Source organism: Bartonella sp. AP40SXNS, from assembly GCF_042195825.1.
Classification (GTDB): Bacteria; Pseudomonadota; Alphaproteobacteria; order Rhizobiales; family Rhizobiaceae; genus Bartonella.
Genome location: NZ_JBHIPB010000001.1, coordinates 202819 through 226284 on the forward strand (window position 1 = coordinate 202819; position 23466 = coordinate 226284).

At 37.9% G+C, this 23466-nt stretch carries 16 protein-coding genes, 1 tRNA gene and 1 pseudogene; 11 read left to right on the forward strand and 7 right to left on the reverse strand.

Translation table 11 applies throughout. The annotated features are described in order from the left end of the window. Window positions 1-271 precede the first annotated feature (271 nt). From dnaK to ACFILZ_RS00810, 4 genes are all read left to right on the forward strand, one after another. On the forward strand, window positions 272-2164 hold the full coding sequence (gene dnaK, locus ACFILZ_RS00795; RefSeq protein ID WP_375610012.1) for a molecular chaperone DnaK: 1893 nt from the start codon (window positions 272-274) through the stop codon (window positions 2162-2164). 158 nt (window positions 2165-2322) lie between these two features. Next, the gene (gene dnaJ, locus ACFILZ_RS00800) at window positions 2323-3465 is read left to right on the forward strand and encodes a molecular chaperone DnaJ (protein WP_375606148.1); all 1143 of its coding nucleotides are present in this window, start codon (window positions 2323-2325) and stop codon (window positions 3463-3465) included. 1888 nt (window positions 3466-5353) lie between these two features. Next, window positions 5354-6259, forward strand: coding sequence for an acetylglutamate kinase (argB, locus tag ACFILZ_RS00805; RefSeq protein WP_375606149.1), 906 nt, complete (start codon window positions 5354-5356; stop codon window positions 6257-6259). Window positions 6260-6291: 32 nt separating this feature from the next. After that, window positions 6292-7206, forward strand: a complete 915-nt coding sequence (locus ACFILZ_RS00810; protein ID WP_375606150.1) for a DMT family transporter — start codon at window positions 6292-6294, stop codon at window positions 7204-7206. A gap of 1014 nt (window positions 7207-8220) precedes the next feature. On the opposite strand, the pseudogene ACFILZ_RS00815 reads toward ACFILZ_RS00810, so the two are convergent. Continuing rightward, window positions 8221-8364, reverse strand: a pseudogene (locus ACFILZ_RS00815) (integrase); the annotation flags it as partial. 447 nt (window positions 8365-8811) lie between these two features. Here ACFILZ_RS00815 and lepA point away from each other — a divergent pair. Then, on the forward strand, window positions 8812-10617 hold the full coding sequence (lepA, locus tag ACFILZ_RS00820) for a translation elongation factor 4 (protein ID WP_375610054.1): 1806 nt from the start codon (window positions 8812-8814) through the stop codon (window positions 10615-10617). Window positions 10618-11194: 577 nt separating this feature from the next. Here the strand turns inward: lepA and dapD are convergent. Further along, on the reverse strand, window positions 11195-12043 hold the full coding sequence (dapD, locus tag ACFILZ_RS00825; protein ID WP_375610013.1) for a 2,3,4,5-tetrahydropyridine-2,6-dicarboxylate N-succinyltransferase: 849 nt from the start codon (window positions 12041-12043) through the stop codon (window positions 11195-11197). 106 nt (window positions 12044-12149) lie between these two features. On the opposite strand from dapD, the gene ACFILZ_RS00830 reads away from it, so the two are divergent. Further along, window positions 12150-13013, forward strand: coding sequence for an LOG family protein (locus ACFILZ_RS00830; RefSeq protein WP_375606152.1), 864 nt, complete (start codon window positions 12150-12152; stop codon window positions 13011-13013). A 32-nt stretch (window positions 13014-13045) separates the two neighbouring features. Here the strand turns inward: ACFILZ_RS00830 and truA are convergent, their stop codons facing one another. From truA to def, 3 genes are read right to left on the reverse strand one after another with little or no spacing between them, the layout of a single operon-like run. Next, a complete protein-coding gene (gene truA / locus ACFILZ_RS00835; RefSeq protein WP_375610014.1) occupies window positions 13046-13789 on the reverse strand; it encodes a tRNA pseudouridine(38-40) synthase TruA in 744 nt (247 codons plus the stop codon). Between the two features lies 1 nt (window position 13790). After that, a complete protein-coding gene (gene fmt / locus ACFILZ_RS00840) occupies window positions 13791-14720 on the reverse strand; it encodes a methionyl-tRNA formyltransferase (protein ID WP_375606154.1) in 930 nt (309 codons plus the stop codon). Beyond that, window positions 14720-15256 (reverse strand): peptide deformylase, encoded by a 537-nt coding sequence (def, locus tag ACFILZ_RS00845; RefSeq protein ID WP_375606155.1) that lies wholly within the window; start codon window positions 15254-15256, stop codon window positions 14720-14722. Before def ends, fmt begins: the two co-directional genes overlap by 1 nt. A gap of 90 nt (window positions 15257-15346) precedes the next feature. Here def and ACFILZ_RS00850 point away from each other — a divergent pair, with 90 nt between their 5' ends. Continuing rightward, on the forward strand, window positions 15347-16528 hold the full coding sequence (locus ACFILZ_RS00850) for a DNA recombination protein RmuC (protein ID WP_375610015.1): 1182 nt from the start codon (window positions 15347-15349) through the stop codon (window positions 16526-16528). A gap of 112 nt (window positions 16529-16640) precedes the next feature. Next, a complete protein-coding gene (locus ACFILZ_RS00855) occupies window positions 16641-17228 on the forward strand; it encodes a hypothetical protein (RefSeq protein WP_375606157.1) in 588 nt (195 codons plus the stop codon). Between the two features lie 1662 nt (window positions 17229-18890). On the opposite strand, the gene ACFILZ_RS00860 is transcribed toward ACFILZ_RS00855, so the two are convergent. Both ACFILZ_RS00860 and ACFILZ_RS00865 read right to left on the reverse strand, forming a co-directional pair. Beyond that, a tRNA-Ala gene (locus tag ACFILZ_RS00860) sits at window positions 18891-18966 on the reverse strand. Window positions 18967-19083: 117 nt separating this feature from the next. Further along, window positions 19084-19467, reverse strand: coding sequence for a TIGR02300 family protein (locus ACFILZ_RS00865; protein ID WP_375606158.1), 384 nt, complete (start codon window positions 19465-19467; stop codon window positions 19084-19086). Window positions 19468-19654: 187 nt separating this feature from the next. Here ACFILZ_RS00865 and aroA point away from each other — a divergent pair, with 187 nt between their 5' ends. The 3 genes from aroA to rpsA all read left to right on the forward strand — a co-directional run bounded on the left by aroA (window position 19655) and on the right by rpsA (window position 23462). Further along, on the forward strand, window positions 19655-20983 hold the full coding sequence (gene aroA, locus ACFILZ_RS00870; RefSeq protein ID WP_375606159.1) for a 3-phosphoshikimate 1-carboxyvinyltransferase: 1329 nt from the start codon (window positions 19655-19657) through the stop codon (window positions 20981-20983). Further along, window positions 20980-21627, forward strand: coding sequence for a (d)CMP kinase (gene cmk / locus ACFILZ_RS00875; RefSeq protein WP_375610016.1), 648 nt, complete (start codon window positions 20980-20982; stop codon window positions 21625-21627). Before aroA ends, cmk begins: the two co-directional genes overlap by 4 nt. 134 nt (window positions 21628-21761) lie before the next feature. Further along, the gene (gene rpsA / locus ACFILZ_RS00880) at window positions 21762-23462 is read left to right on the forward strand and encodes a 30S ribosomal protein S1 (RefSeq protein WP_026500132.1); all 1701 of its coding nucleotides are present in this window, start codon (window positions 21762-21764) and stop codon (window positions 23460-23462) included. The last annotated feature ends 4 nt before the right edge of the window (window positions 23463-23466 follow it).

Consider the following 23466-nt stretch of genomic DNA (forward strand, 5'->3'; position numbering starts at 1 on the left):
TGCTCTCAAGTCTCTCATAAATATGGTATTTATGGGTCATTAGAGTGCCTATTTTAAAATAATTTTTTTATTTTGGAGATGTTTCTCTCATTATTCTCTTGTAGCAATAAAAGCCTGTTCTTATATACGAGGCAGCAAGGCTTGTTGCGACTTGCAGTTTATTATTATTTATGTTGCTTGAAGCAATATACGGGCTTTAGGTGTTATGAGGAGCTATCTTAAAAAGATGCTTTATGAAGGTTGAGGTAGCTTGCTGAATGGAGATTATAATATGGCAAAAGTAATTGGTATTGATTTGGGGACAACGAACTCTTGTGTGGCTGTTATGGATGGCAAAAATGCAAAAGTTATTGAAAACTCAGAAGGAGCGCGAACAACACCTTCCGTTGTTGCCTTTACTGATGGGGGGGAGCGGCTTGTTGGGCAACCTGCTAAACGGCAGGCGGTGACAAATCCTGAAGGGACAGTTTTTGCAGTTAAACGTTTGATAGGGCGCCGTTTTGATGACCCTATGGTTGAAAAAGATAAAGCGCTTGTTCCTTATAAAATTGTTAAAGGTGACAATGGTGATGCATGGGTTGAAGAGGCGGGAAAGAAATATTCTCCGTCACAAATTTCAGCTATGATTTTGCAAAAGATGAAGGAAACAGCAGAATCTTATCTTGGTGAAAAAGTTGAACAAGCCGTTATTACGGTTCCTGCTTATTTTAATGATGCGCAACGTCAAGCCACGAAAGATGCAGGTAAAATTGCTGGACTTGAAGTTTTACGGATTATTAATGAGCCAACTGCTGCTGCTTTAGCTTATGGTTTGGACAAAAAGGACGGAAAAACAATTGCTGTTTACGACCTTGGTGGTGGTACATTTGATATTTCAGTCCTTGAAATTGGAGATGGCGTTTTTGAGGTTAAGTCAACCAATGGGGATACATTTTTAGGGGGTGAAGACTTTGACATGCGCTTGGTCGGTTATTTTGCCGATGAATTCAAAAAAGAGCAAGGAATTGATCTGAAAAATGATAAACTGGCTTTACAGCGCTTAAAAGAAGCAGCAGAAAAAGCAAAGATTGAGCTTTCTTCGTCACAGCAAACAGAAGTTAATTTACCATTTATCACGGCAGATCAATCAGGTCCCAAGCACTTAACAATGAAATTGACTCGGGCAAAATTTGAATCTCTCGTTGACGATTTAGTCCAGCGTACCATCGAACCTTGTAAAGCTGCGTTGAAAGATGCTGGATTAAAGGCTGGTGAGATTGACGAAGTTGTTTTAGTGGGTGGTATGACACGTATGCCTAAGATTCAGCAAGTTGTGCAGAACTTCTTTGGTAAGGATCCACACAAAGGCGTTAACCCTGATGAAGTGGTTGCAATGGGCGCTGCCATCCAAGGAGGTGTATTGCAAGGCGATGTCAAAGACGTATTGCTGCTAGATGTAACACCTTTATCTTTGGGTATTGAAACCTTGGGTGGGGTTTTCACACGCCTTATTGAGCGCAATACCACTATCCCGACGAAAAAATCGCAAGTTTTTTCGACAGCTGATGATAACCAGAGTGCTGTAACGATTCGTGTTTTCCAAGGTGAACGGGAAATGGCAAGTGATAATAAGTTATTGGCTCAATTTGATCTTGTTGGTATTCCTCCAGCACCACGTGGTATACCTCAAATTGAAGTTACTTTTGATATCGATGCGAATGGTATTGTTAATGTTTCGGCCAAGGATAAGGGAACAGGGAAAGAGCATCAAATTCGTATTCAGGCATCAGGTGGTTTAAGTGATGCTGATATTGAAAAAATGGTAAAGGATGCAGAAGAGCACGCGGCTGAGGATAAAAAACGCCGTGAAGGTGTTGAAGCTAGAAATCAAGCGGAGGCTCTTATTCATTCAACTGAAAAGTCGCTCAATGAATATGGCGATAAAGTATCAGCTGAAGAAAAGGGACAGATTGAAACAGCAATCTCTGATTTGAAATCTGCGCTTGAAGGCAGTGATACGGAAGAGATAGCAACAAAGATGCAAAAATTAGCAGAAGTCAGTATGAAACTTGGACAGGCTATGTATGAAGCTTCACAAGCAGCGAGCGCGGATACTGAAACAGAAACAAAGAATGATGATGTTGTCGATGCTGATTTTGAAGAAGTTAATGATAAGAAGAAATAGTGTCAGCGTATGTGTTGATTAATTTATAAACCCGGCCTTTGAAATATAAGGCTGGGCTTTATTATTTGAGATAAGTTGCAACTTTGTTGCTAAAAATATAAATTAAAAGCAATATTATCCATAAAGTTGGATGACAGAAAAATTATCAGGAATACATGATGAAGGTTGACTATTATGAAATTCTTGGCGTGACTCGCGAATGTGATGATAAAAAGTTGAAATCTGCTTTTCGTAAGTTGGCAATGCAATATCATCCTGATCGCAATGCGGGGGATAAAGAGGCAGAGCGAAAATTCAAAGAAATTGGCGAAGCCTATGAAGTTCTTAAAGATCCCCAGAAGCGTGCTGCTTATGATCGATTTGGCCATGCGGCCTTTGAAAATAGTGGTGGTCAAGGGGGAGCAAATCCCTTTAGTGGTTTTGCTGCTGGTGGTGGATTTGCGGATATTTTCGAAGACTTTTTTGGTGAGATTATGGGAGGGACCCACCGTAAGCGTGGTGATAGTCGCGAACGTGGTGCAGATTTGAGTTATAATATGGAAGTGACTTTAGAAGAGGCATTTTCAGGAAAAACTGCAGAAATTAATATTCCCAGTTCCGTTACGTGTGATGTTTGTGAAGGATCAGGAGCGAGAAAGGGCTCTAAGCCACAAGTTTGTGGAACATGCCATGGATCTGGACGTGTGCGTGCTGCGCAAGGTTTCTTTTCTATTGAGCGGACATGTCCTACATGTCATGGACGGGGTGAAACTATTACCGATCCGTGCCCCAAATGTCAGGGGACACGGCGTATAGAGAAAAAACGTTCATTGAGCGTAAATGTTCCAGCTGGTATTGAAGATGGAACGCGTATTCGCCTTTCTGGTGAGGGTGATGCTGGTATTCGTGGTGGCCCCAATGGTGATCTTTATATTTTTCTTTCCATTAAACCGCATGAGTTTTTTCAGCGAGAAGGAGCAGATCTTCACTGTCGCGTTCCTATTTCAATGGTAACAGCTGCTTTAGGAGGAGAGTTTGAAGTTTCCGACCTTGATGGTGTTAAAGCACGTGTTAAGATCCCAGAAGGAACACAAAATGGACGTCAATTCCGCCTTAGAGGCAAAGGTATGCCCATGTTGCGCCGTCAGCAAGCAAGGGGTGATCTTTACATCCATATCACGATTGAGACACCGCAGAAATTAACGCAAGAACAACGTGAATTGTTGCAAAAATTTGAAAAGCTCTCAAATCATGAAAATTCACCGCAATCACATGGTTTTTTTTCACGGATGAAAGAATTTTTTGAAAATATTTCTGGTTAAAATATGTGAATGTTCTCAGAATAATTAGAGAGAACTGTGGGAAAGTTATTTTCATTAAGTGTTCTATTGTCTCATTATCTTTGAAAAGCATTTTTTTCTTTAAAAAGAAAAGAGAGAGACAGCTAATTTAGGATAAACTCCTGCTGCTGATAGTTTTTATATTTCATGAGTTTTATGGATAAGTCTTATTTTTGAATGTCTATGACATTTTAAAAAGGGCTTATCCATATAAGAACGCAATTGAGTGATTGATAATAAATATTGCCGGTGTCATGATGGCTGTCTTTATGAATTCAGTATTTTTTGTATTTATTTTTTCACTCAAAATTTCTTTTTAAAGGCTCTATAAATAAAACTATAAAATAGTTAGCAGCTTGCCAAGAAACGCTAAATAAGCTGTTAGGCAATTCATCTTTTCAAATAAAGTATCAACTTCTTATAACCGATTTTATTTCTGGCATTTTCATAGCCTTAAACCACTGCTTTCCTTAAAATACGGGTTATCCTTATTCAAAATAACTTTTACATGCCTTATCTCAGCTTTTAGCAGTAATCATGTCTTTTTAGATTGTGGATTTGGTTTTGTATTTTAATAAAGCGCTTACTTTTGCTGTTATCTGTAAATCAATTCAGATCTCATAGAGCACTATGTTTGAGATAAATGGATAAATATTAAGGCAGTTCAGTATGTTCTTTACTGTTGCAACTTTTTTTATGTCGGAGTGAAACAAGAGTATTGTATATATCTGTTTAAGTAATTTTTGCAACGAGGATATAGCTAAAGTTGAGGAGAATATAAAAGCATAAAAGTAGAAAATTCAAGCTTTGCCACCTCTTTTTCACTTAGCTTTGCGCCTTTCAGAAATATTCAAAGTAGTATTTAATAATGGAATACATAGTCCCTCACGCTTTTGTTTTCGCGATCTTTAATAGAGGTAAATCTCTTACGCCCATACAGAAGATCATTGTGTTACAAATCTATACGCTTATTTTGAAGCAACATTTCCTAATGGATGTACCCCGATTGCATGCGATGGTGCTTGAAAGGGTATAAAACTTCATTGTACACCACTCTTTTTACGCTCATGTATGCGTAAGTTGACACTATCATTCCTCGTTTCAAACATTGCTGCATCTTTTGCTATTGAGAGCATTAATAAGAGGTATTTTAAGCTTTCTATAGTATTTATAATACCAAGTTCATTTGTAACGTACAAGCCAACGGTTTTTATTGATTTGAAATGTGAGAGTTAAAATGACAAAATATTCTTATATTCAGACTTCTCATTTAGGGTTTTACGCTATAAATATATAAAATTATTATTATAAATCAACGTATTATAATTCTTCATAAAGGGATATTTAATTGACATTTTCTCATGTTTAATGATTGAAAAAAGTCAAATTTTAAAAACCAAAGTTATAGTCTCCGGTCGAACTTCGTTTGACAATTTCATTAAAGAAAAATTGAGATAGGTTACTAAAGCGGTTGAGTGGTTTCTTATCTTGGCGATAGGTTAATTTTATTATGATAAGAAAATTTTGCTTTTATCTTATAAAATCAATGGTTGTATATATTTCTATTCATTGTTAAGTATCCATAGGTATAAATTAATGAATTGAATATAGGGCGTCGCTTAAAAAATTTTCAAAATTTTGCTTTTCAATTTTATACATAAGATCATAAAGTAATGACGTTTTTTGACACCTATTTTGTTTAATTTTTTACGGTCAATTTTTAAAGGATATTTTTTGTGTTTCATCTTCGTAAATTAAAAGAAAATTGACGATTTTCAGGGGGATGGATAGAGTAAAGCTTGGTTTTATTGTTTTCACTTTTCCTAAGTTTCATTAAGAGATGGTAAAAAGTGATGAGGAGGCTCTATTGATGGATGATGCTAAAAACGATGATGTAGATGTTTTGGAAAAACAAGCAGCATTTTTATCGTCTGCTTTACCTTATATGCAAAAATATGAAAATGAAACGGTCGTGGTAAAATATGGCGGCCATGCTATGGGTGATCCCGCTTTGGGAAGAGCATTTGCGCGTGATATTGCTCTATTAAAGCAATCAGGGATTAATCCTATTGTTGTTCATGGTGGTGGACCTCAAATTGCTAAAATTTTAATGAAAATGGGGATTGAATCACGATTTGAAAACGGTTTACGGGTAACCGATGAACGGATTGTTGAAGTTGTTGAAATGGTTTTAGCGGGATCCATAAACAAAGAAATTGTTGCTCTCATCAACGCTGAGGGTGAATGGGCAATAGGATTATGCGGCAAGGATGGCAATATGGTTTTTGCCGAAAAGGCTTATAAAACTGTCATTGATCCTGATTCTCATATTGAACGTGTTTTAGATTTGGGGTTTGTTGGTGAGCCTATTGAAGTTGATCGCACATTGCTAGATCTCTTAGCGTGTTCTGAAATGATACCAGTTCTTGCTCCTGTGGCTCCAGGACGCGATGGTAAAACTTACAATATTAATGCTGATATTTTTGCTGGAGCTATTGCTGGTGCATTAGAGGCTAAACGCCTTTTATTTCTCACTGATGTTCCTGGTGTTTTGGATAAACAGGGTAAACTTTTAAAAGAATTGACAGTTTCTGAAGCTGAGAAACTTATCAAAAATGGAACAATTTCAGGAGGCATGATCCCAAAAGTAGAGACTTGTATAAAAGCCCTTCAAAATGGTGTGGAAGGTGTTGTCATTTTAAACGGTAAAACCCCTCATCCTGTTTTACTAGAACTGTTTACCGAACAGGGAATTGGAACGCTTATTGTTTCATAAATTGTGCGGAAAATTGAAGGAGAAGGCTTTTCATGAAAAGTATAAAACAGTTTAAATATCCTTTATTAAGTAAACCAGAATTGGCACTATTTGCTGCGACAATATTGTGGGGCATTACATTTTTAGTCATTCACATTGCGGTACGCTATAGCGGTCCTCTATTTTTTGTTGGATTTCGTTTTATTGTTGCATCTCTTATATGTGGGGCAATTTTTTGGCGCTCTATAAAAAGGATAACTGTTTATGAAGTTTTTGCTGGGATGGCGATTGGTTTAGCCATGTTTTTGGGGTATGCTTTTCAAGCTGCTGGACTTCAAACGATTATTAGTAGTCAGTCGGCTTTTATCACAGCGCTTTATGTACCGATGGTTCCAATCTTGCAATGGATTGTGTTTAAAAAACCTCCCCGTTTAGCATGTTGGATTGGTATTGTTTTCGCTTTTATTGGGCTTGTATTCATTTCAGGACAAAAGCCTGGAAGTTTTGATTTTTCAAAAGGTGAAATTTTGACTTTGTTAGGTGCATTAGCGATTGCTGGAGAAGTCATACTCATCGGAATTTTTGCGAACAAGGTTGATAGTCGGCGTGTAACCATTATTCAGTTATTTTTTAGTGGTTTTTTTTCATTTGCTTGTATGCCTTTGATGGGTGAAAGCATTCCTGAATTTTCGTGGGTGTGGTTTAATATTGGTATAGGATTGGCATTAATGAGTGCCATCATTCAATTAGCTATGAATTGGGCACAAAAGTCTATTTCCCCTACGCGTGCGACACTCATTTACGCAGGTGAACCGGTATGGGCTGGTATTGTTGGGCGTTTGGCTGGAGAACGTTTATCTCCCTTAGCTTTATTGGGCGGTTTGCTTATTCTTATTGGGATCATTGTGGCTGAATTACAACCTTCACAATGGCGTAAAAAAAATAAAGCAATTAAAAAAATTGATTAGCTATACATTTTTTTATTATGATTTTATTGCACGAGATTTTTGCTTGTAGAGTTTTCATTTTTAAAGTTTTTTTAATATTAAGATGATTAAGAATTCTATAAATTATTCCAGCTTTTGCATGCCAAATTGGAGCAAGAGTATGCTTCTATCTGTTTTCTAACCTCTGAAAAGGAAAAACAAACTTCATTGAGCTAAGCATTAAGTTGTAAAAGTGAAAATTAATACGCATCTTTACGATCATTTTTAAATTCGGCTTTAACAACTTTCAAAAACATCTACGGTAATATTTTTGAATAATGAAAACTATGCACTGTCGCACGTTATTCCTTTTGTTCTTTAACTCCCATGCAAAATAGAAACGCTCAAAGCAGCCCCCATAATGGTGTACATTAACGCACTTTTTTAAAAGACATATTTTTTCAATGGATGTTGTACCCATTGATGGTCCATGTGAAATGTATAAAGGCCATGAAATATCACCATTTTTACTTAAAATAAAAAGTTAAAGTTAATAGCATTATTTTCTTTATCAATTCCCATTACGACAAGTTTTGGTACTTGAAAGAGTTTATTAAGAGGTATTTTACTCATTCCTTAAACGGCTTTATCCACACACCAGTCCTGTTTGTCCACTTCTGTTTGTAATGTGTAAAAAATTTGACTAATTTACTATAAGCAAGCTTAAGATGAAAAAGGCTCGCGATATTCAGGGTTTTCATTTAAATTGCAAAACAATAAATAGTCATTACAAATCAAAGCACTAACAAATTAATAGAAGAGATTTGATGTTTTTTTATCTTTAATGAAAGAAGAAAGGCGTTATATAAAAGGGCATAAAAACTTTACTCAATAAAGCCTATTTCTAAAGTTTTAAACATTGAGAAGAAAATTATCTCTCTCAATATCCATTTTATTTTATAAGATTGCTGAAAAAAACAGATTATTGCGTACAAATAAAAAAGCATTTCTTGCGAATTTTATTGCAAGCCTTAGTGATATACGCATCCATAATTGCGTTGCATATTCACGGGCTTGTTTTAAAGAAACATCTCTTAATGCTCTCAACTCCCATTTCGCGACGGTGCCTATAATAGTATAACGGTAAATCCATTGAGCACCTCCATCTTTACGCTTATGAAAAAGTAAGTCGGCACCATCACACTATTTGCCAGCTCGTGGGTGTTGCCGACAGCTCTTGCATTAAAACGGGTTCATAAGAGCCATTTTTAGTTCTTTCTTATATAAATTTTATCCACACACTTATGCCGCTTGTAATGTGCAAGCAAGTGATTTTAATTGATTCAAGAGATACAGATTTGAAATGAGAGAATCTTACGGTACTCAAGGTTCTAATTCAATATAAATAATGCTAAATTATATTTATAAATTAATATCTTATTATATAATGTCAGCATATGAGTTATCAAACAAGATGTGAAAAGATCATTTTAGCACCCTTGGATTTAATTTAGCAAACAAAAGCCTCATTTTTTAGTCTATGAAAAGTTGTGTTTTGAGAAGCTTTTTAGGTTTATATTCTTTTGATAGAAGCCGGAGCATAATTGGTCTTTGCGTTTTGTATTATTCTTTGCTAAATCGCCTTATATGACAATAGATCGTAATTATATTCGTAATTTTTCCATCGTGGCGCATATTGATCACGGCAAATCCACTTTAGCTGATCGTTTGATTCAAATAACAGGTGGGCTTGAAACACGTGAGATGAAAGAACAAGTACTCGATTCCATGGATATTGAGCGTGAACGTGGAATTACTATTAAAGCACAAACGGTACGTTTACACTATAAGGCAAAGAATGGTGAAACCTATATTTTAAATCTTATGGATACACCAGGTCATGTGGATTTTGCTTATGAGGTTTCGCGTTCACTGGCAGCTTGTGAAGGTTCTCTGTTGGTGGTGGATGCAAGCCAAGGCGTAGAGGCGCAGACGTTAGCAAATGTTTATCAAGCCATTGATAATTCCCATGAGTTGGTTGTTGTTCTCAATAAAGTTGATCTTCCAGCAGCAGAACCTGAGCGAGTTAAAGAACAAATTGAAGATGTGATAGGCATTGATACATCTCAAGCAGTAGAAATATCAGCAAAAACAGGTTTGGGTGTTCCTGATGTTTTGGAGGCAATTGTTGCACAATTACCACCTCCACATACAGGCGATGTTGCAAATCCCTTGAAAGCAATGTTGGTTGATAGCTGGTATGACGCATATCTTGGTGTCATTGTTTTGGTACGGGTGATAGATGGTATTTTAAAAAAAGGCCAAACCATTCGTATGATGGGTACAGGAGCAAAATATCCAGTTGAGCGCGTTGGGGTTTTTACACCTAAAATGGTACAAGTTGATGAATTAGGACCAGGTGAGATTGGTTTTATCACTGCTTCTATCAAAGAGGTAGCAGATACACGGGTTGGGGATACGATTACTGAAGAGCGTCGTCCTTGTGAAAATGCTTTGCCTGGTTTTAAGCCGGCGCAACCGGTTGTCTTTTGTGGACTTTTTCCAATTGATGCTGCCGATTTTGATGATTTGCGTGCAGCCATGGGCAAATTACGCTTAAATGATGCGAGTTTTTCTTTTGAAATGGAAACATCCGCGGCTTTGGGTTTTGGTTTTCGCTGTGGCTTTTTGGGGCTTCTGCATCTTGAAATTATTCAAGAGCGGTTAGAGCGTGAGTTTAATTTGGATTTAATTGCGACAGCACCTTCGGTTGTTTATCGCATGAATATGAATGATGGTTCTGTTAAAGAGTTGCACAATCCAGCAGATATGCCGGATGTGGTTAAAATTTCTTCCATAGAAGAACCATGGATTCGGGCGACAATCATGACTCCTGATAATTATCTTGGGTCAATTTTAGAACTATGCCAAGAGCGGCGCGGGGTACAGGTTGGTTTGTCCTATGTTGGAACTCGTGCTATGGTAACGTATGATTTACCACTGAATGAAGTTGTTTTTGATTTTTATGATCGGCTAAAATCGATTTCAAAGGGTTATGCTTCTTTTGATTATCAAATGACAGATTATGCAGAAGGTGATTTAGTTAAAATGTCTATTTTGGTAAATGGAGAGTCTATAGATGCATTGTCTATGCTTGTGCACCGCACGATTGCAGAAAAGCGCGGGCGTTCCATGTGTGAAAAACTGAAAGATCTTATTCCTCAGCATATGTTTCAGATTCCAGTTCAAGCGGCTATTGGTGGTAAGGTTATAGCGCGCGAAACAATTCGTGCTTTGCGTAAAGATGTAACAGCGAAATGTTATGGGGGTGATGTTACGCGTAAGCGCAAACTTTTGGAAAAGCAAAAAGAAGGCAAAAAGCGGATGCGCCAATTTGGAAAAGTAGAAATTCCACAATCGGCCTTTATCCAAGCGCTCAAAATGAATAAATAATGGAAAAAGGAATATTTTCTCTCATTGGTTGCGCTTTTGCTTTTGTCGATTGGTTCAGGTGCTTAAAGAACACTTTTAAATAGAATCGCACTGTGCTTCATGTTTTTGTGTATTGCGAATGGTGTCACTTTCTCATGTAAAACAGAATGCTTTAAACAAAATACATTTGTTGTATTGCACGTTTGTTGCACTTGTTTCAAAGAAACATCTCTCAATACATCAAACTTCATTTCACAACGGGGGCTGCAACAAAATATAATGTGAAATTCATTGTAAATTACATGAAACCCATTTGGCGCCACATCTTTATGCGTCAGAAAGGTGCAAAGCGCACCCATCATACTCTTTTTCAGCTCAAAATATTATGATAGCTCTTGGCGATAGAGAGAATTCATTAAAGGTATTTCACTCTTTTCTTGAAGTGTTTCTTACCCACACACCAACAGCATTTGTGACGAGCAAGGAAATGATAGTGATTGATTCACTATGAAAGGATTTGAAATGAGAGAATCCTTGTATTCGAGGTTATTATTCAAGTTAAAAAACGAGAAAATATTATTATGCATTAATCTTGTGTCTAAGAACGTAAAAGATCATTAATGGATGTTTTTTCTCGTGTTTTTTGATCAACGCGTTTTACAATAACAGCACAATAAAGGTTTGGGCCTGCTTCACCATTTGGTAAAGGTTTTCCAGGGAGAGAACCCGGTACAACCACTGAATAGGCTGGTACTTCACCAATAAAAATTTCACCTGTTGTACGATCAATAATCTTTGTTGATTTTCCAATAAAGACTCCCATTCCTAAAACAGCGCCTTCACGAATAATACAGCCTTCAACAATTTCAGAGCGTGCACCGATAAAGCAGTGATCTTCAATGATTGTTGGATTTGCTTGCAGGGGTTCCAAAACACCTCCAATACCAACACCGCCAGAAAGATGAACATGTTTACCAATTTGTGCACAAGAACCAACGGTGGTCCATGTATCAACCATTGTTCCTTCATCGATAAAGGCGCCGAGATTGACAAAGGATGGCATCAATATAACATTGGGTGCAATGTAAGCAGAATGACGTACAATGGCTCCAGGAACGGAACGGAAATCAGCACTTTTAAAATCTGCCTCTTGCCAACCAGAGAATTTTGAAGGAACTTTATCCCACCAATGTGTTCCATTTACACCACCGGCAATAATTTGCATAGGGTTAAGCCGAAAAGAGAGCAAAACAGCTTTTTTCAACCATTGATGAACATGCCATTGTCCGTTTTTTTGCCGTTCTGCGACGCGAATTGCACCTTTATCGAGAAGATTCAATGCGTGTTCGACACTCTCACGAATTTCACCTTTTGTGGTAGTATCAATAGAATCACGATCATCAAATGCTTTTTCGATAATGATTTCAAGTTGTGTGAGATTGATCATGAACATAGTTCCGTTAAACAAGTTGAAAGCTTCAAGATTTATTCTCTATGACTTACGCGAAGAAATGTTTTCAGTCAATAAAACGATGAGGAAGTAGGACAGGTGCATGAAAAAAGGCTGTAAAGAAAAAAGAAAAGCAGAGCAAGAAAACTGGACACCACTTCTCCATACGAAGGATGCTCTACAACAAATACATAAAGTTTCTAATTCAGCACAGGTGCGTTCGTCTACTTATCGTTTAGCCTATATCGATCAAGAGTTTATGATGCGTCCAGAGCTGCGCTCACAACGTATTGGTCTTGAATTTTTAAAGCCGGAAATAACTCTTAAAGAATATAATATTCAATCGACAGTTGTTTTGTTTGGTGGTGCGCGCATTCCTGAACCTAGGCAAGCTGCGTGGGCAGCAAAAAATGAAACACAAAAGAAAAATTTGCGTGCTATGTCACATTATTACGATGAAGCAAGAGAGTTTGCGCGTTTGTGCTCACTTTATTCTGCTACGACAGAATATCGTGAATTTGTGGTTGTTACGGGGGGCGGACCAGGGATCATGGAGGCGGGAAATCGTGGTGCTTGTGATGTTGGGGCTCCAACAATTGGCTTGAATATTATTTTACCGCATGAGCAAGAGCCTAATTCATATGTTTCGCCGCATTTGTGTTTTAATTTTCACTATTTAGGGATGCGAAAAATGCATTTTTTATTACGAGCGAAAGCATTAGCCATTTTTCCTGGAGGATTTGGGACTCTGGATGAACTGTTTGAGACGTTAACTTTAGTACAGACGGGGCGTATGAAACAGGTACCAATTTTATTGTTTGGCAAAGAATTTTGGAGCAATGCTATCAACTTTGAGTATCTATCTGCACAAGGTACGATCTCTCCCAGTGATGTTAATTTTGTGAAATTTGTCAATACAGCAGCAGAAGCGTTTGAAGAAATTCGTTCTTTTTATATGCTGCCTTAACAGTTTTTGAGGCGTTAACGCTTGAAGGATCATTAATATTCTACTTTGGTTAAATAAAGTCCTGAGGGGGGGGCAACAACACCACAGCGTTTGCGATCTTTAGCGTGAAGAGCTGCTTCAAGATCTTGTGTTGTCCAACGTCCAATACCCACTTCCATGAGGCTTCCTGCGAATGAACGGATTTGATGATGAAGAAAAGAACGAGCTTGTGCATAAAGGAAGATTTCCTCTCCTTCTCTTTGAACATCAAGGCGTTCAAGGGTACGAATAGGGCTTTTGGCTTGGCAATGTGCTGAACGGAAAGTTGTAAAATCATGTTGTCCAACAAGCTTTTGCGCAGCTTCATGCATAGCTTCAGCATTAAGAGGTTTTGGTATCCACCATACGCGTTTGGCATTTAGAGCTGGTGGAGAGCGGCGATTGAGAATTTTAAAAAGATAATGGCGCTTTACAGCGGAAAATCGTGCATCAAAGTCATCAGGGACATTTTGTACGTTTAGGATTGAAATCGCTTCTCCCTGTTTACGTAAAAGAGCATTGAGTGCGTCACGCACAGTATGGGGGGGCCAGTTTTTTTCAAAATCAACATGGGCAACTTGTCCCGTGGCATGCACCCCTGCATCCGTTCGTCCTGCTGTTGTTATGGTCAATTGTTGTCCACTGAAGTAAAAAATCGCTTGTTCAAGAGCTCCTTGTATCGTGTGAAGCTCCACTTGACGCTGCCAACCAGCATAATTTGAACCATCGTATTCAAGAGTGAGTTTAAAACGTGGCATATTAAAAAACAGCAGAAATATGAGCGCCTCGCAAGAATGTTGCGCTATCAAGAATTTTACCGCCAGATCTTTGGAGAGAGGTTATTTCTATCCGTCCTTGTCCACAATGAATAATCAAAGAATTTGGTTCTATCCTCCCAATTTCAAAAGAAGCTCCTGTTGTTAAGCGACTTTCAATAATTTTTACGCGTTCTTCTCGTCCACCGATATTCATATTGCACCAGCAACTAGGAGAGGGAGAGAGCGCGCGAATATGCCTATGAATAAACTCTGCAGGTTTTGTCCAATCAATGCGGGTTTCTTCTTTCCTAATTTTGGCTGCATAGGTGATGCCTTCCTCTGATTGTGGGGTCAGTTTAAGTTGTCCTTTTTCAAGAGTTGATAGAGCTTCTATCATAAGTTCTGCGGCTATATTTGAAAGTTTATTTGAAAGCTCAGCGCTGGTGGCGCTATCAGTAATAGGGAGAGAACGAGAAAGAGCAATAGGTCCTGTATCAAGTCCTTCATCCATTTTCATGATCATGATACCTGTTTCCTTATCACCGGCCATAATTGCTCGTTGAATAGGTGCAGCACCACGCCAACGTGGTAAGAGTGAAGCGTGGGCATTAAAACAACCAAAACGCGGTGCTTCGAGAATAGCTTTGGGTAACAGGAGTCCATAAGCCACGACAATAGCAGCATCAACAGAAAGTGCTGCAAATTTTTCTTGTTGTTCGGCTGTTTTAAGTGTTTGAGGCGTAAAGATAGGAATAGATTTTTCTTTTGCTACCGTGTGAACAGCTGAGGGGATTAATTTAAGCCCCCGACGTCCTGCTGGACGAGGGGGTTGACTATAAACAGCGACAACATCATGACCAGCATTCAATAAAGCATGTAAAATGGGAACAGAAAAATCTGGTGTTCCCATAAAACTTAACCGTAATGCCATTACAAAACTGCTTCCTGTGTGTTTTTTTCTTTTGCGCGTTTTTTAAATTTTCGTATCACCATATCGCGTTTGATCTTTGAAATGTAATCAATAAAAAGACGCCCATTTAAATGATCAATTTCATGCTGTAAGCAAGTCGCCAAGAGATCATCTGCTTCAATTTCTGTCTGTTTTCCTTCACGGTCCTGATAGCGAACACGCAGACGTTTAGGGCGTTCAACTTCCGCAAAATAGTCAGGAATAGAAAGACAACCTTCTTTATAAATATTGCGCTCATCTGAAAGCCATAAAATCTCAGGGTTGATAATAACAAGCGGTTTTTTCTGCTCATCTTCAGAATTTCCAGAGACATCCATAACCAACATACGTAGTGGTATACCAATTTGAATAGCAGCAAGACCAACACCTTTAGAATGATACATGGTCTCCAACATATCATCCGCAAGTTTTTGGAGAGCTGAATCGACCTGCTCAACGGGTTTGGACTCTTCCCGTAAAATCGGATCAGGTAAAATAACTAAAGATCTTATTGGCATAAGAAGAGATTAATCAAAGGTTTGTTATTGGTCAATATTGAATAACGGATTCTTGCATTTTTTTACCATAAGAGCGTTATATTACAATTTATGTTTGATTCGTTTTTTTCTATACTCACTGGTGAGTTTTTTTCTAAATTAATCGTTTTACTTTTATTTACACTTGTCTGTTTGGCATTTTTTATGCTGATACATTCTCATCGAAAAAAAGCATTTTTGGAAAATGAAATTGCTGAACGCGCACGTGAAGCACAAATGCAGATGGCTACCTTGCTAAAAACACAAGCTGAAATGCAAGGGCGAATGCAAACGATGGCGGAAATTTTTGGTCAACGGCAAGCTGAATTGAATAAATCGCTCAGTGAGCAACTCAATGGAATGACAACAAGCTTAGGTCAAACACTTCAGGTACAGACTAAATCCACTTATGAAAATTTGAATCGTTTGCAAGAACGTTTAGCAGTGATTGATGCGGCACAAAATAATATTCAATCGCTTACGGGACAAGTTGTTCAGTTGCAATCCATTTTAAGTAATAAGCAGACACGTGGTACCTTTGGTCAGGGGCGGATGGAAGCAATTATTGCTGATGCCTTACCAGCAAATGCCTATGCTTTTCAGGCTGCTCTTTCCAACGGAAAGCGCCCAGATTGTCTTATTCATATGCCCAATAAAGCACCTTCTCTTGTTGTTGATGCTAAATTCCCTCTAGAGGCTTGGAATGCTATGCGTAAAGCCGCATCAACGCAAGAGCGTCAAGAGGCAGAACGCCAATTTCGTACCGATATGGAAGTCCATATCCGTGATATTGCGCAGAAATATTTAATTCCTGGAGAAACCCATGACACTGCTTTCCTTTTTGTGCCATCGGAATCAATTTTTGCAACAATTTATGAGGACTTTGAGGCATTGGTACAAAAAGCCAATAGAGCCCATGTGATTATTGTTTCACCATCTTTGTTGATGCTCTCTGTCCAGGTTGTACAAACCATTATGAAAGATGCGCGGATGCGTGAACAAGCGCATTTAATTCAATCGGAAGTGGCAAAACTGATGGAAGATTTTGGACGAATGGATATGCGTGTTCGCGCCCTACAGAAGCACTTTTACAAAGCAGGTGAAGATATAGAGGGAATTTTAATATCATCTTCCAAAATTATGAAACGGGCAAATCGCATTGAAACTTTCGAATTAAAAGAAAATTACTCTGAGCCAACAAAAATGACAACATCCGCTCAGTCACAAACATTGCGTTTAGTTGATGAGGAATAACGCAAAACAATTTTCTTAAATATCACAAGTTAGATCACGCTCTTTATTGATTGGTAATCATTTTTTAGTATCTCTATCTTGTTTTATTTCTTAAACGAGAGGAATAGAGAATATGCGACACCTTTTGTTTTTAGGGGCATTGGTGTTTCTGCTAGGGGGCTGTGCAACAACCACTCCCACTCACACAAACAATGCTTGCGCTATTTTAGCACAAAAAAATGGTTTTTTTGATAATTGGGGAAAGGCGTCTCAAAAGGCAGAAATGCGCTATGGGATTCCTATGCCTATTATTCTTGCAACCATTAATATGGAATCAAGTTTTCGTCATAATGCACGTCCTCCACGCAAAAAACTACTTGGTTTTATCCCATGGAAGCGTCGGTCGACAGCTTATGGTTATGCTCAAGCGCTTGACAGTACATGGGCAATGTATCTTCGCTCTACAGGAAAGTCTTTTGCATGGCGTACGAATTTCGCAGATGCTGCTGATTTTGTTGCTTGGTATCATCGCCAAAGTGTTCAACGCAATGGCGTGAGGTTTGATGATGCATATAGCCTTTATTTAAATTATCATATGGGACATGGTGCTTATGCGCGTAGTGGCGGGCATGTCACTGTTGCACTTTCACAGGCAGCACAGCGCATGGCGAGAATATCGAAACTCTATGAACAGCAATTAAAGAGATGTGGATGGCGTTAGGGAGGATTTTGAAAATCTCAATCAGAGAATTGATGTGGTGAAATTATTCGAAAGAAAAAACCCTTATGATATGATAAAATAGTGTCGTTTTTCCGATCGTTCAATGAAATAAATTGTTTCTTTAGAATAAACTCAAGCGACAGAAAGCTTTTGCAATACACAATGTGTTTGAAGATACTCTCGACATTTTTACCTCCTTTGTTTAAAAAATTTACAATGGAAATTATCTTCTATTTAGCGCTGGCATTTCGCATTGGGCTAAGTACCAGAGATTATGAAAATTTTAAAATATAATATCATTTTTATTTTCATTATGCGTATTACTGGCTGATTATTACATGAATATTTTCTTTGCTAAGCGTATAAAATAGCAATTAAAACAAATGCAATTCGGGCATTATAAAAAGGGTAAAATATTCGATATAAAAAAACGAGAAATGCATTAAACGAAAAAACGTTATTTTGTATAAAGAGGGCAATACAGTCTTCAAAAGAACTAAGTGTATTTAGTATTGTATGAAATAAAACATACTCGTCCATCCAGTCCATCTTAATTGAAAGAAGTTATCTTATTGTATTGTAAAAACACTCCCGTTTATAGGATGATAAGGTATATGCAACTTTACACACAATGAATACTCAGGGTAGGGAGTATTCAGAGAAAGATTTGTAGCGCCTATGAAGTAACAAGTCAGCCTCCAATGTTGTGATAGCTTTTGCATTTGAGAATATTTATGAGAAGCATTTTAATTCTTTTTCTTAAATGGTTTAAGCATATTGATTTATAAAGATAATATATCGTTATTTATATTAAAGTAAGAATCTCGAATGGCGTAGGGTTTTATCGTTTCAGATCTCTTGAGGTTGAATCAATAAAACCATTGGCTTGTACATAACAAGCACAATGGGCATGTGGATAAGAACTGTGAAAGAAAAGACTAAAAATGTTTTTTATGAACATACATTCTCAAATATAAGAATTTTTGCAACATTAGGGATTGAAAAGTATAATGATGGTACTGCTTTACTCCTACACCTCCAACATCGTTTGTGATGTGTAAGGAAGGAATCCTATTGATTCAATGCGTTATGGCTTATGGTGAGAGAAGTTTATTTTGTTTAGAGTTATCACTTAATAATATAAATAATTTATAATGATAACAATACATTATTTAAGATTTAACATGCTTCAGTATTGAGTTGGTGAATGCTACTCAAGAGGATAATTTTTTAAATTGCTAGGATATCTGATAAGACTAAAAATATTCAACAAAAATCCTGATTCGCAATAATTGGAAAATATATCTTAGTCTTCTATTCCCAAATCTTTGTTTAGGAACTTCTTACCTTTTAAAAGGATATCGATAATTAACAGATTATGATTTTGTGGTGAAGAAGGATTCAAATTTTGTCCTTTGAAAATATAAGGTGTCAGTTAAATAGCCCCTTTTTTATTTCTATATAAAGCATAAAAAATGATCTCTTTCCATTGTTATGTAAAGTAAAACTTTACAATCCAACAAATGATTAGAAACGCATAATGATAGCATTAAAGCAAGGAACGCGCTACTGGATCAATGGTTACAGAGCACATAAACCTTTTAAATTGATGCACACATCTTTTATTATAATTAATTCCCTTGATAGAACAGTTAGCCCTTTTGGTGGAGCTAAGCGGGATCGAACCGCTGACCTCTTGCATGCCATGCAAGCGCTCTCCCAGCTGAGCTATAGCCCCTATAAAAACAAATTGTCCCAAAAGGACAGTATACAATTCCAGCTTTTCTAGAACGATCAAACTTGAAGATCAAGAAGAATTTACATTTAATGGAAAAGATGTCCTCTTTTACTTCTTTTAAGCATCATCATCATTAGAAACACCGCCTCCGAGAATATCAGTAACGTCATCATCTTCATCGTCACCATCATGAGACAAAAATGTATCATCATCATCATCACCAAGATCTACATCACTATCTTCTAAATCAGGAAGATCGTCATCTTTAGAATCCACATCATCATCTTCAAGAAGCATAAAAGCAGATTTTTCAAGTGCTGTATCAAGCTCTTCAGTATCAACTTCTTCTTCATTATTTGCTTCAGCTGCTGCAACTTCAAAGTAAGAACGCGGATAAGAAATTCCTGTATAGGGCGACACAATAGGATCGCGATTTAGATCGTAAAATTTTTTTCCTGTTTCTGGATCAACACGTTTAGTTCCGAGTTCTTGTTTTGCCATAAGCCGTGCCTCTTTGATTAACTATTATTCCATTAAAAGATAAATTTTATGGTGCTTAATCGAAAAATAATACCTTTGTCAAAGATAAATACACTGTTCCACAGTGATTTTTTCATGACGTCTTTTAAAGCATGTGCTAAAGGATGCACAATTTCATAAAAGTTAGATAGAATTAAATAGAATTTCCATGCAAAAAGCAATCCCTATAACCACCTATAAATCGAGTAGTCTCTCTGGAAAAATTCAAATACCAGGAGATAAATCAATCTCTCATCGCTCTCTTATATTGGGAGGATTAGCAAGTGGTGAGACATATATTCATGGATTACTTGAAAGCGCTGATGTACTCAATACAGCTGCTGCTATGCAAGCTATGGGTGCCTGTATTATTAAAAAAGAAGACTTCTGGATCATACGAGGAACAGGGAATGGTTGCCTTTTAGCTGCACAAAAACCTTTAGACTTTGGAAACGCTGGAACAGGTGCTCGTTTGGTTATGGGAATGGTTGGTCCGTATCATATGAAAACAACCTTTATTGGTGATTCTTCTCTCTCTAAACGTCCAATGGGACGTATCCTTGATCCACTGCGTCTCATGGGGGTTGAAATTGAGGCAACGCGCGACGATCACCTTCCTTTAACGCTTTATGGTCCGAAAATGGCTAATCCGATACGTTACCGTGTTCCAATAGCTTCCTCCCAAATTAAATCAGCAATCCTGCTTGCTGGACTCAACACCGCCGGCACTACAACTGTTATTGAACCAGTTCTGACACGAGATCATACGGAAAAAATGTTAAAAGCATTCGGTGCGCAACTTGAAATAGAAAAAGATAACGAAGGTGCGCGTTTGATTCATCTTAATGGTCAACCCCATCTTACTGGACAAACGATTCATATTCCGGGTGATCCTTCTTCTGCTGCTTTTCCAATTATCGCAGCCCTTCTTGTAGAAGACTCTGATATCACCATTGAAAATGTTTTGATAAATAACTCTCGAATAGGACTTATCGAAACATTGTGGGAAATGGGTGCTCAAATTGAATTTTTGAACCGACGTCAAACAGGTGGAGAGGATGTTGCTGATCTACGGATAAAATCATCGGTCCTTAGAGGCGTTACGGTGCCCAAAGAACGTGCTCCATCGATGATAGATGAATATCCTGCTTTGGCAGTAGCAGCAGCCTTTGCAGAAGGCAAAACAGTTATGCTAGGCATTGAAGAATTGCGTGTAAAAGAATCAGATCGATTGTCTGCTGTTGCTCAAGGATTAAAAATTAATGGCGTAGACTGTGAAGAAGGTCAAGATTTTCTTGTTGTTTATGGAAAAGGTTCTGCCAAAGGTTTGGGGGGTGGGTATGTTGCCACACATCTTGATCATCGAATTGCTATGTGTTTTCTCATTTTTGGGCTTGTGTCAGAAAAACCTGTTACCATTGATGATAAACGAATGATCGCTACGAGCTTTCCAGAGTTTATTCCTTTTATAAAAAAACTTGGGGGGAGAATCGCTTGAAGCCTTTTGTTATTGCTATTGATGGACCTGCAGCCTCAGGCAAAGGAACCTTAGCACGTAAAATTGCTGCACATTATCATCTTCATCATCTCGATACTGGTCTCACTTATCGTGGTGTTGCTTATGCGCTTTTACAACAAAATTTATCTCTTCATGATGAAAGTAATGCTATTATTTATGCTAAAGAACTTGATTTTAATACCTTAAATCCTTCTCTTCTTTCTTCTCATGAACTTGGTGAAGCGGCTTCAAAAATAGCAATTAACCCTGCTGTACGCAAAATTCTTGTCGAAAAACAACGCAACTTTGCTAAAGTTTTGCCCGGCTGTGTGCTTGATGGGCGTGATATCGGAACGATTGTTTGTCCTGATGCCGATATCAAGTTTTATATTCTAGCCAATGTTCAAACACGCGCCAAACGCCGCTACCAAGAGATTTTTAAAAAAGGTGTTCAAGCAAATTATCATGAAATCCTAGCTCAACTTGAACAGCGCGACAGTCGCGATATAACGCGCAAACAAAGCCCACTAAAACCAGCAAAAAACGCCCACTTGCTTGATACGTCAGAATTGAGTATAGAAGCAACATTTGAAATTGCATGTAGTTTTATTGATCCAATCATAAAAATGCATATAATTGGATAAATTCGTCAAGGTGACTTCCGGCCTAGCGCTAACTTTTTTTCCTGTATTTAAAAGGAAAAAGGCAAGAAGTTGCTTATGTTAACACTAACCTAGCGCTCATACCTTATAATACAAGGTATATATTAGGAGTTCTTATGTCACAATACAATCCCACAACAGCGGATTTTGAAGCCCTTTTAACAGAATCTTTTCAAACTAATGATCTTAATGAAGGATCTGTTGTTAAAGGTCGTGTTATTGCAATCGAAAAAGACATGGCCATTATTGATGCTGGTCTTAAAGTCGAAGGACGTATTCCTCTCAAAGAATTTGGAGCTAAAGCAAAAGATGGCTCTTTGCAAGTTGGCGATGAAGTTGAGGTTTACATTGAACGCATTGAAAATGCGATGGGTGAAGCTGTTTTATCGCGTGAAAAAGCAAGGCGCGAAGAAAGTTGGGTCCGTTTGGAGGAAAAATTCAATGCTGGTGCGCGCGTTGATGGAGTGATCTTTAGCCAAGTAAAAGGTGGTTTTACAGTCGATCTTGATGGTGCCGTTGCTTTCTTACCTCGCAGCCAAGTTGATATTCGTCCCATTCGTGATGTTTCACCTCTCATGCATAATTCACAGTCCTTTGAAATTTTGAAGATGGATCGTCGTCGTGGCAATATTGTGGTCTCACGCCGCACTGTTTTAGAAGAAAGTCGCGCTGAGCAACGTTCAGAAATCGTACAAAATCTTGAAGAAAACCAAATCGTTGAAGGTGTGGTGAAAAATATTACAGATTATGGTGCCTTTGTTGATCTTGGTGGGATTGATGGTCTCTTGCACGTTACAGATATGGCATGGCGGCGTGTTAATCACCCATCTGAAGTGCTCACAATTGGCCAAACGATTAAAGTGCAGATTATTCGCATTAATCAAGATACGCACCGTATTTCTCTTGGAATGAAACAGCTTGAAAGTGATCCTTGGGAAAGCATCAGTGTCCGGTATCCGATTGGTAAAAAAATTACGGGTGCTGTTACCAACATTACTGATTACGGTGGTTTTGTTGAAATTGAACCAGGAATCGAAGGGCTGATCCATGTTTCTGAAATGAGCTGGACAAAGAAAAATGTTCATCCTGGAAAAATTCTGTCTACATCACAAGAAGTAGAAGTGGTTGTTCTTGAGATTGATCCTTCTAAACGGCGTATTTCTCTTGGCTTAAAACAAACATTTGAAAATCCATGGGAAGCTTTTGCCAATAAATTTCCTGTCAATTCGCAAATTGAAGGAGAGGTTAAAAATAAAACAGAATTTGGTCTCTTTATTGGGCTTGAAGGCGATGTTGACGGTATGGTTCATCTGTCTGATCTTGATTGGAACCGTCCTGGTGAACAAGTCATTGATACTTACAATAAAGGCGATATCGTTAAAGCTGTGGTTCTTGATGTTGACATTGAAAAAGAGCGCATTTCTCTTGGAATTAAGCAGCTTTCCAGCGATAAAGTTGGAGAAGCAGCTGCTTCTGGCGAATTGCGAAAAGGTGCAGTTGTAACATGCGAAGTGATTGCTGTTAACGACAATGACATTGGTGTGAAATTGATTGACCACAACCTTGAGACAACTATTCGGCGTGCTGATCTTGCGCGTGATCGTGATGAGCAACGTCCTGAGCGTTTCGCAATTGGGCAAAAGGTTGATGCTCGCATCACAGCATTTGATAAAAAAACACGTAAAATTTCAGTATCAATCAAAGCTTTAGAAATTGCAGAGGAAAAAGAAGCTGTTGCACAATATGGTTCTACAGATTCAGGTGCTTCTCTTGGTGATATTCTGGGTGCAGCTTTGAAAAAACAAGAACAAGATTAATCAT

Bases quoted from the DNA above. Each gene is read 5' to 3' on its own strand.
- dnaK (WP_375610012.1), top strand. From the start codon at position 272: ATGGCAAAAGTAATTGGTATTGATTTGGGGACAACGAACTCTTGTGTG.
- dnaJ (WP_375606148.1), top strand. From the start codon at position 2,323: ATGAAGGTTGACTATTATGAAATTCTTGGCGTGACTCGCGAATGTGAT.
- argB (WP_375606149.1), top strand. From the start codon at position 5,354: ATGGATGATGCTAAAAACGATGATGTAGATGTTTTGGAAAAACAAGCA.
- ACFILZ_RS00810 (WP_375606150.1), top strand. From the start codon at position 6,292: ATGAAAAGTATAAAACAGTTTAAATATCCTTTATTAAGTAAACCAGAA.
- lepA (WP_375610054.1), top strand. From the start codon at position 8,812: ATGACAATAGATCGTAATTATATTCGTAATTTTTCCATCGTGGCGCAT.
- dapD (WP_375610013.1), bottom strand. From the start codon at position 12,043: ATGATCAATCTCACACAACTTGAAATCATTATCGAAAAAGCATTTGAT.
- ACFILZ_RS00830 (WP_375606152.1), top strand. From the start codon at position 12,150: ATGAAAAAAGGCTGTAAAGAAAAAAGAAAAGCAGAGCAAGAAAACTGG.
- truA (WP_375610014.1), bottom strand. From the start codon at position 13,789: ATGCCACGTTTTAAACTCACTCTTGAATACGATGGTTCAAATTATGCT.
- fmt (WP_375606154.1), bottom strand. From the start codon at position 14,720: ATGGCATTACGGTTAAGTTTTATGGGAACACCAGATTTTTCTGTTCCC.
- def (WP_375606155.1), bottom strand. From the start codon at position 15,256: ATGCCAATAAGATCTTTAGTTATTTTACCTGATCCGATTTTACGGGAA.
- ACFILZ_RS00850 (WP_375610015.1), top strand. From the start codon at position 15,347: ATGTTTGATTCGTTTTTTTCTATACTCACTGGTGAGTTTTTTTCTAAA.
- ACFILZ_RS00855 (WP_375606157.1), top strand. From the start codon at position 16,641: ATGCGACACCTTTTGTTTTTAGGGGCATTGGTGTTTCTGCTAGGGGGC.
- ACFILZ_RS00865 (WP_375606158.1), bottom strand. From the start codon at position 19,467: ATGGCAAAACAAGAACTCGGAACTAAACGTGTTGATCCAGAAACAGGA.
- aroA (WP_375606159.1), top strand. From the start codon at position 19,655: ATGCAAAAAGCAATCCCTATAACCACCTATAAATCGAGTAGTCTCTCT.
- rpsA (WP_026500132.1), top strand. From the start codon at position 21,762: ATGTCACAATACAATCCCACAACAGCGGATTTTGAAGCCCTTTTAACA.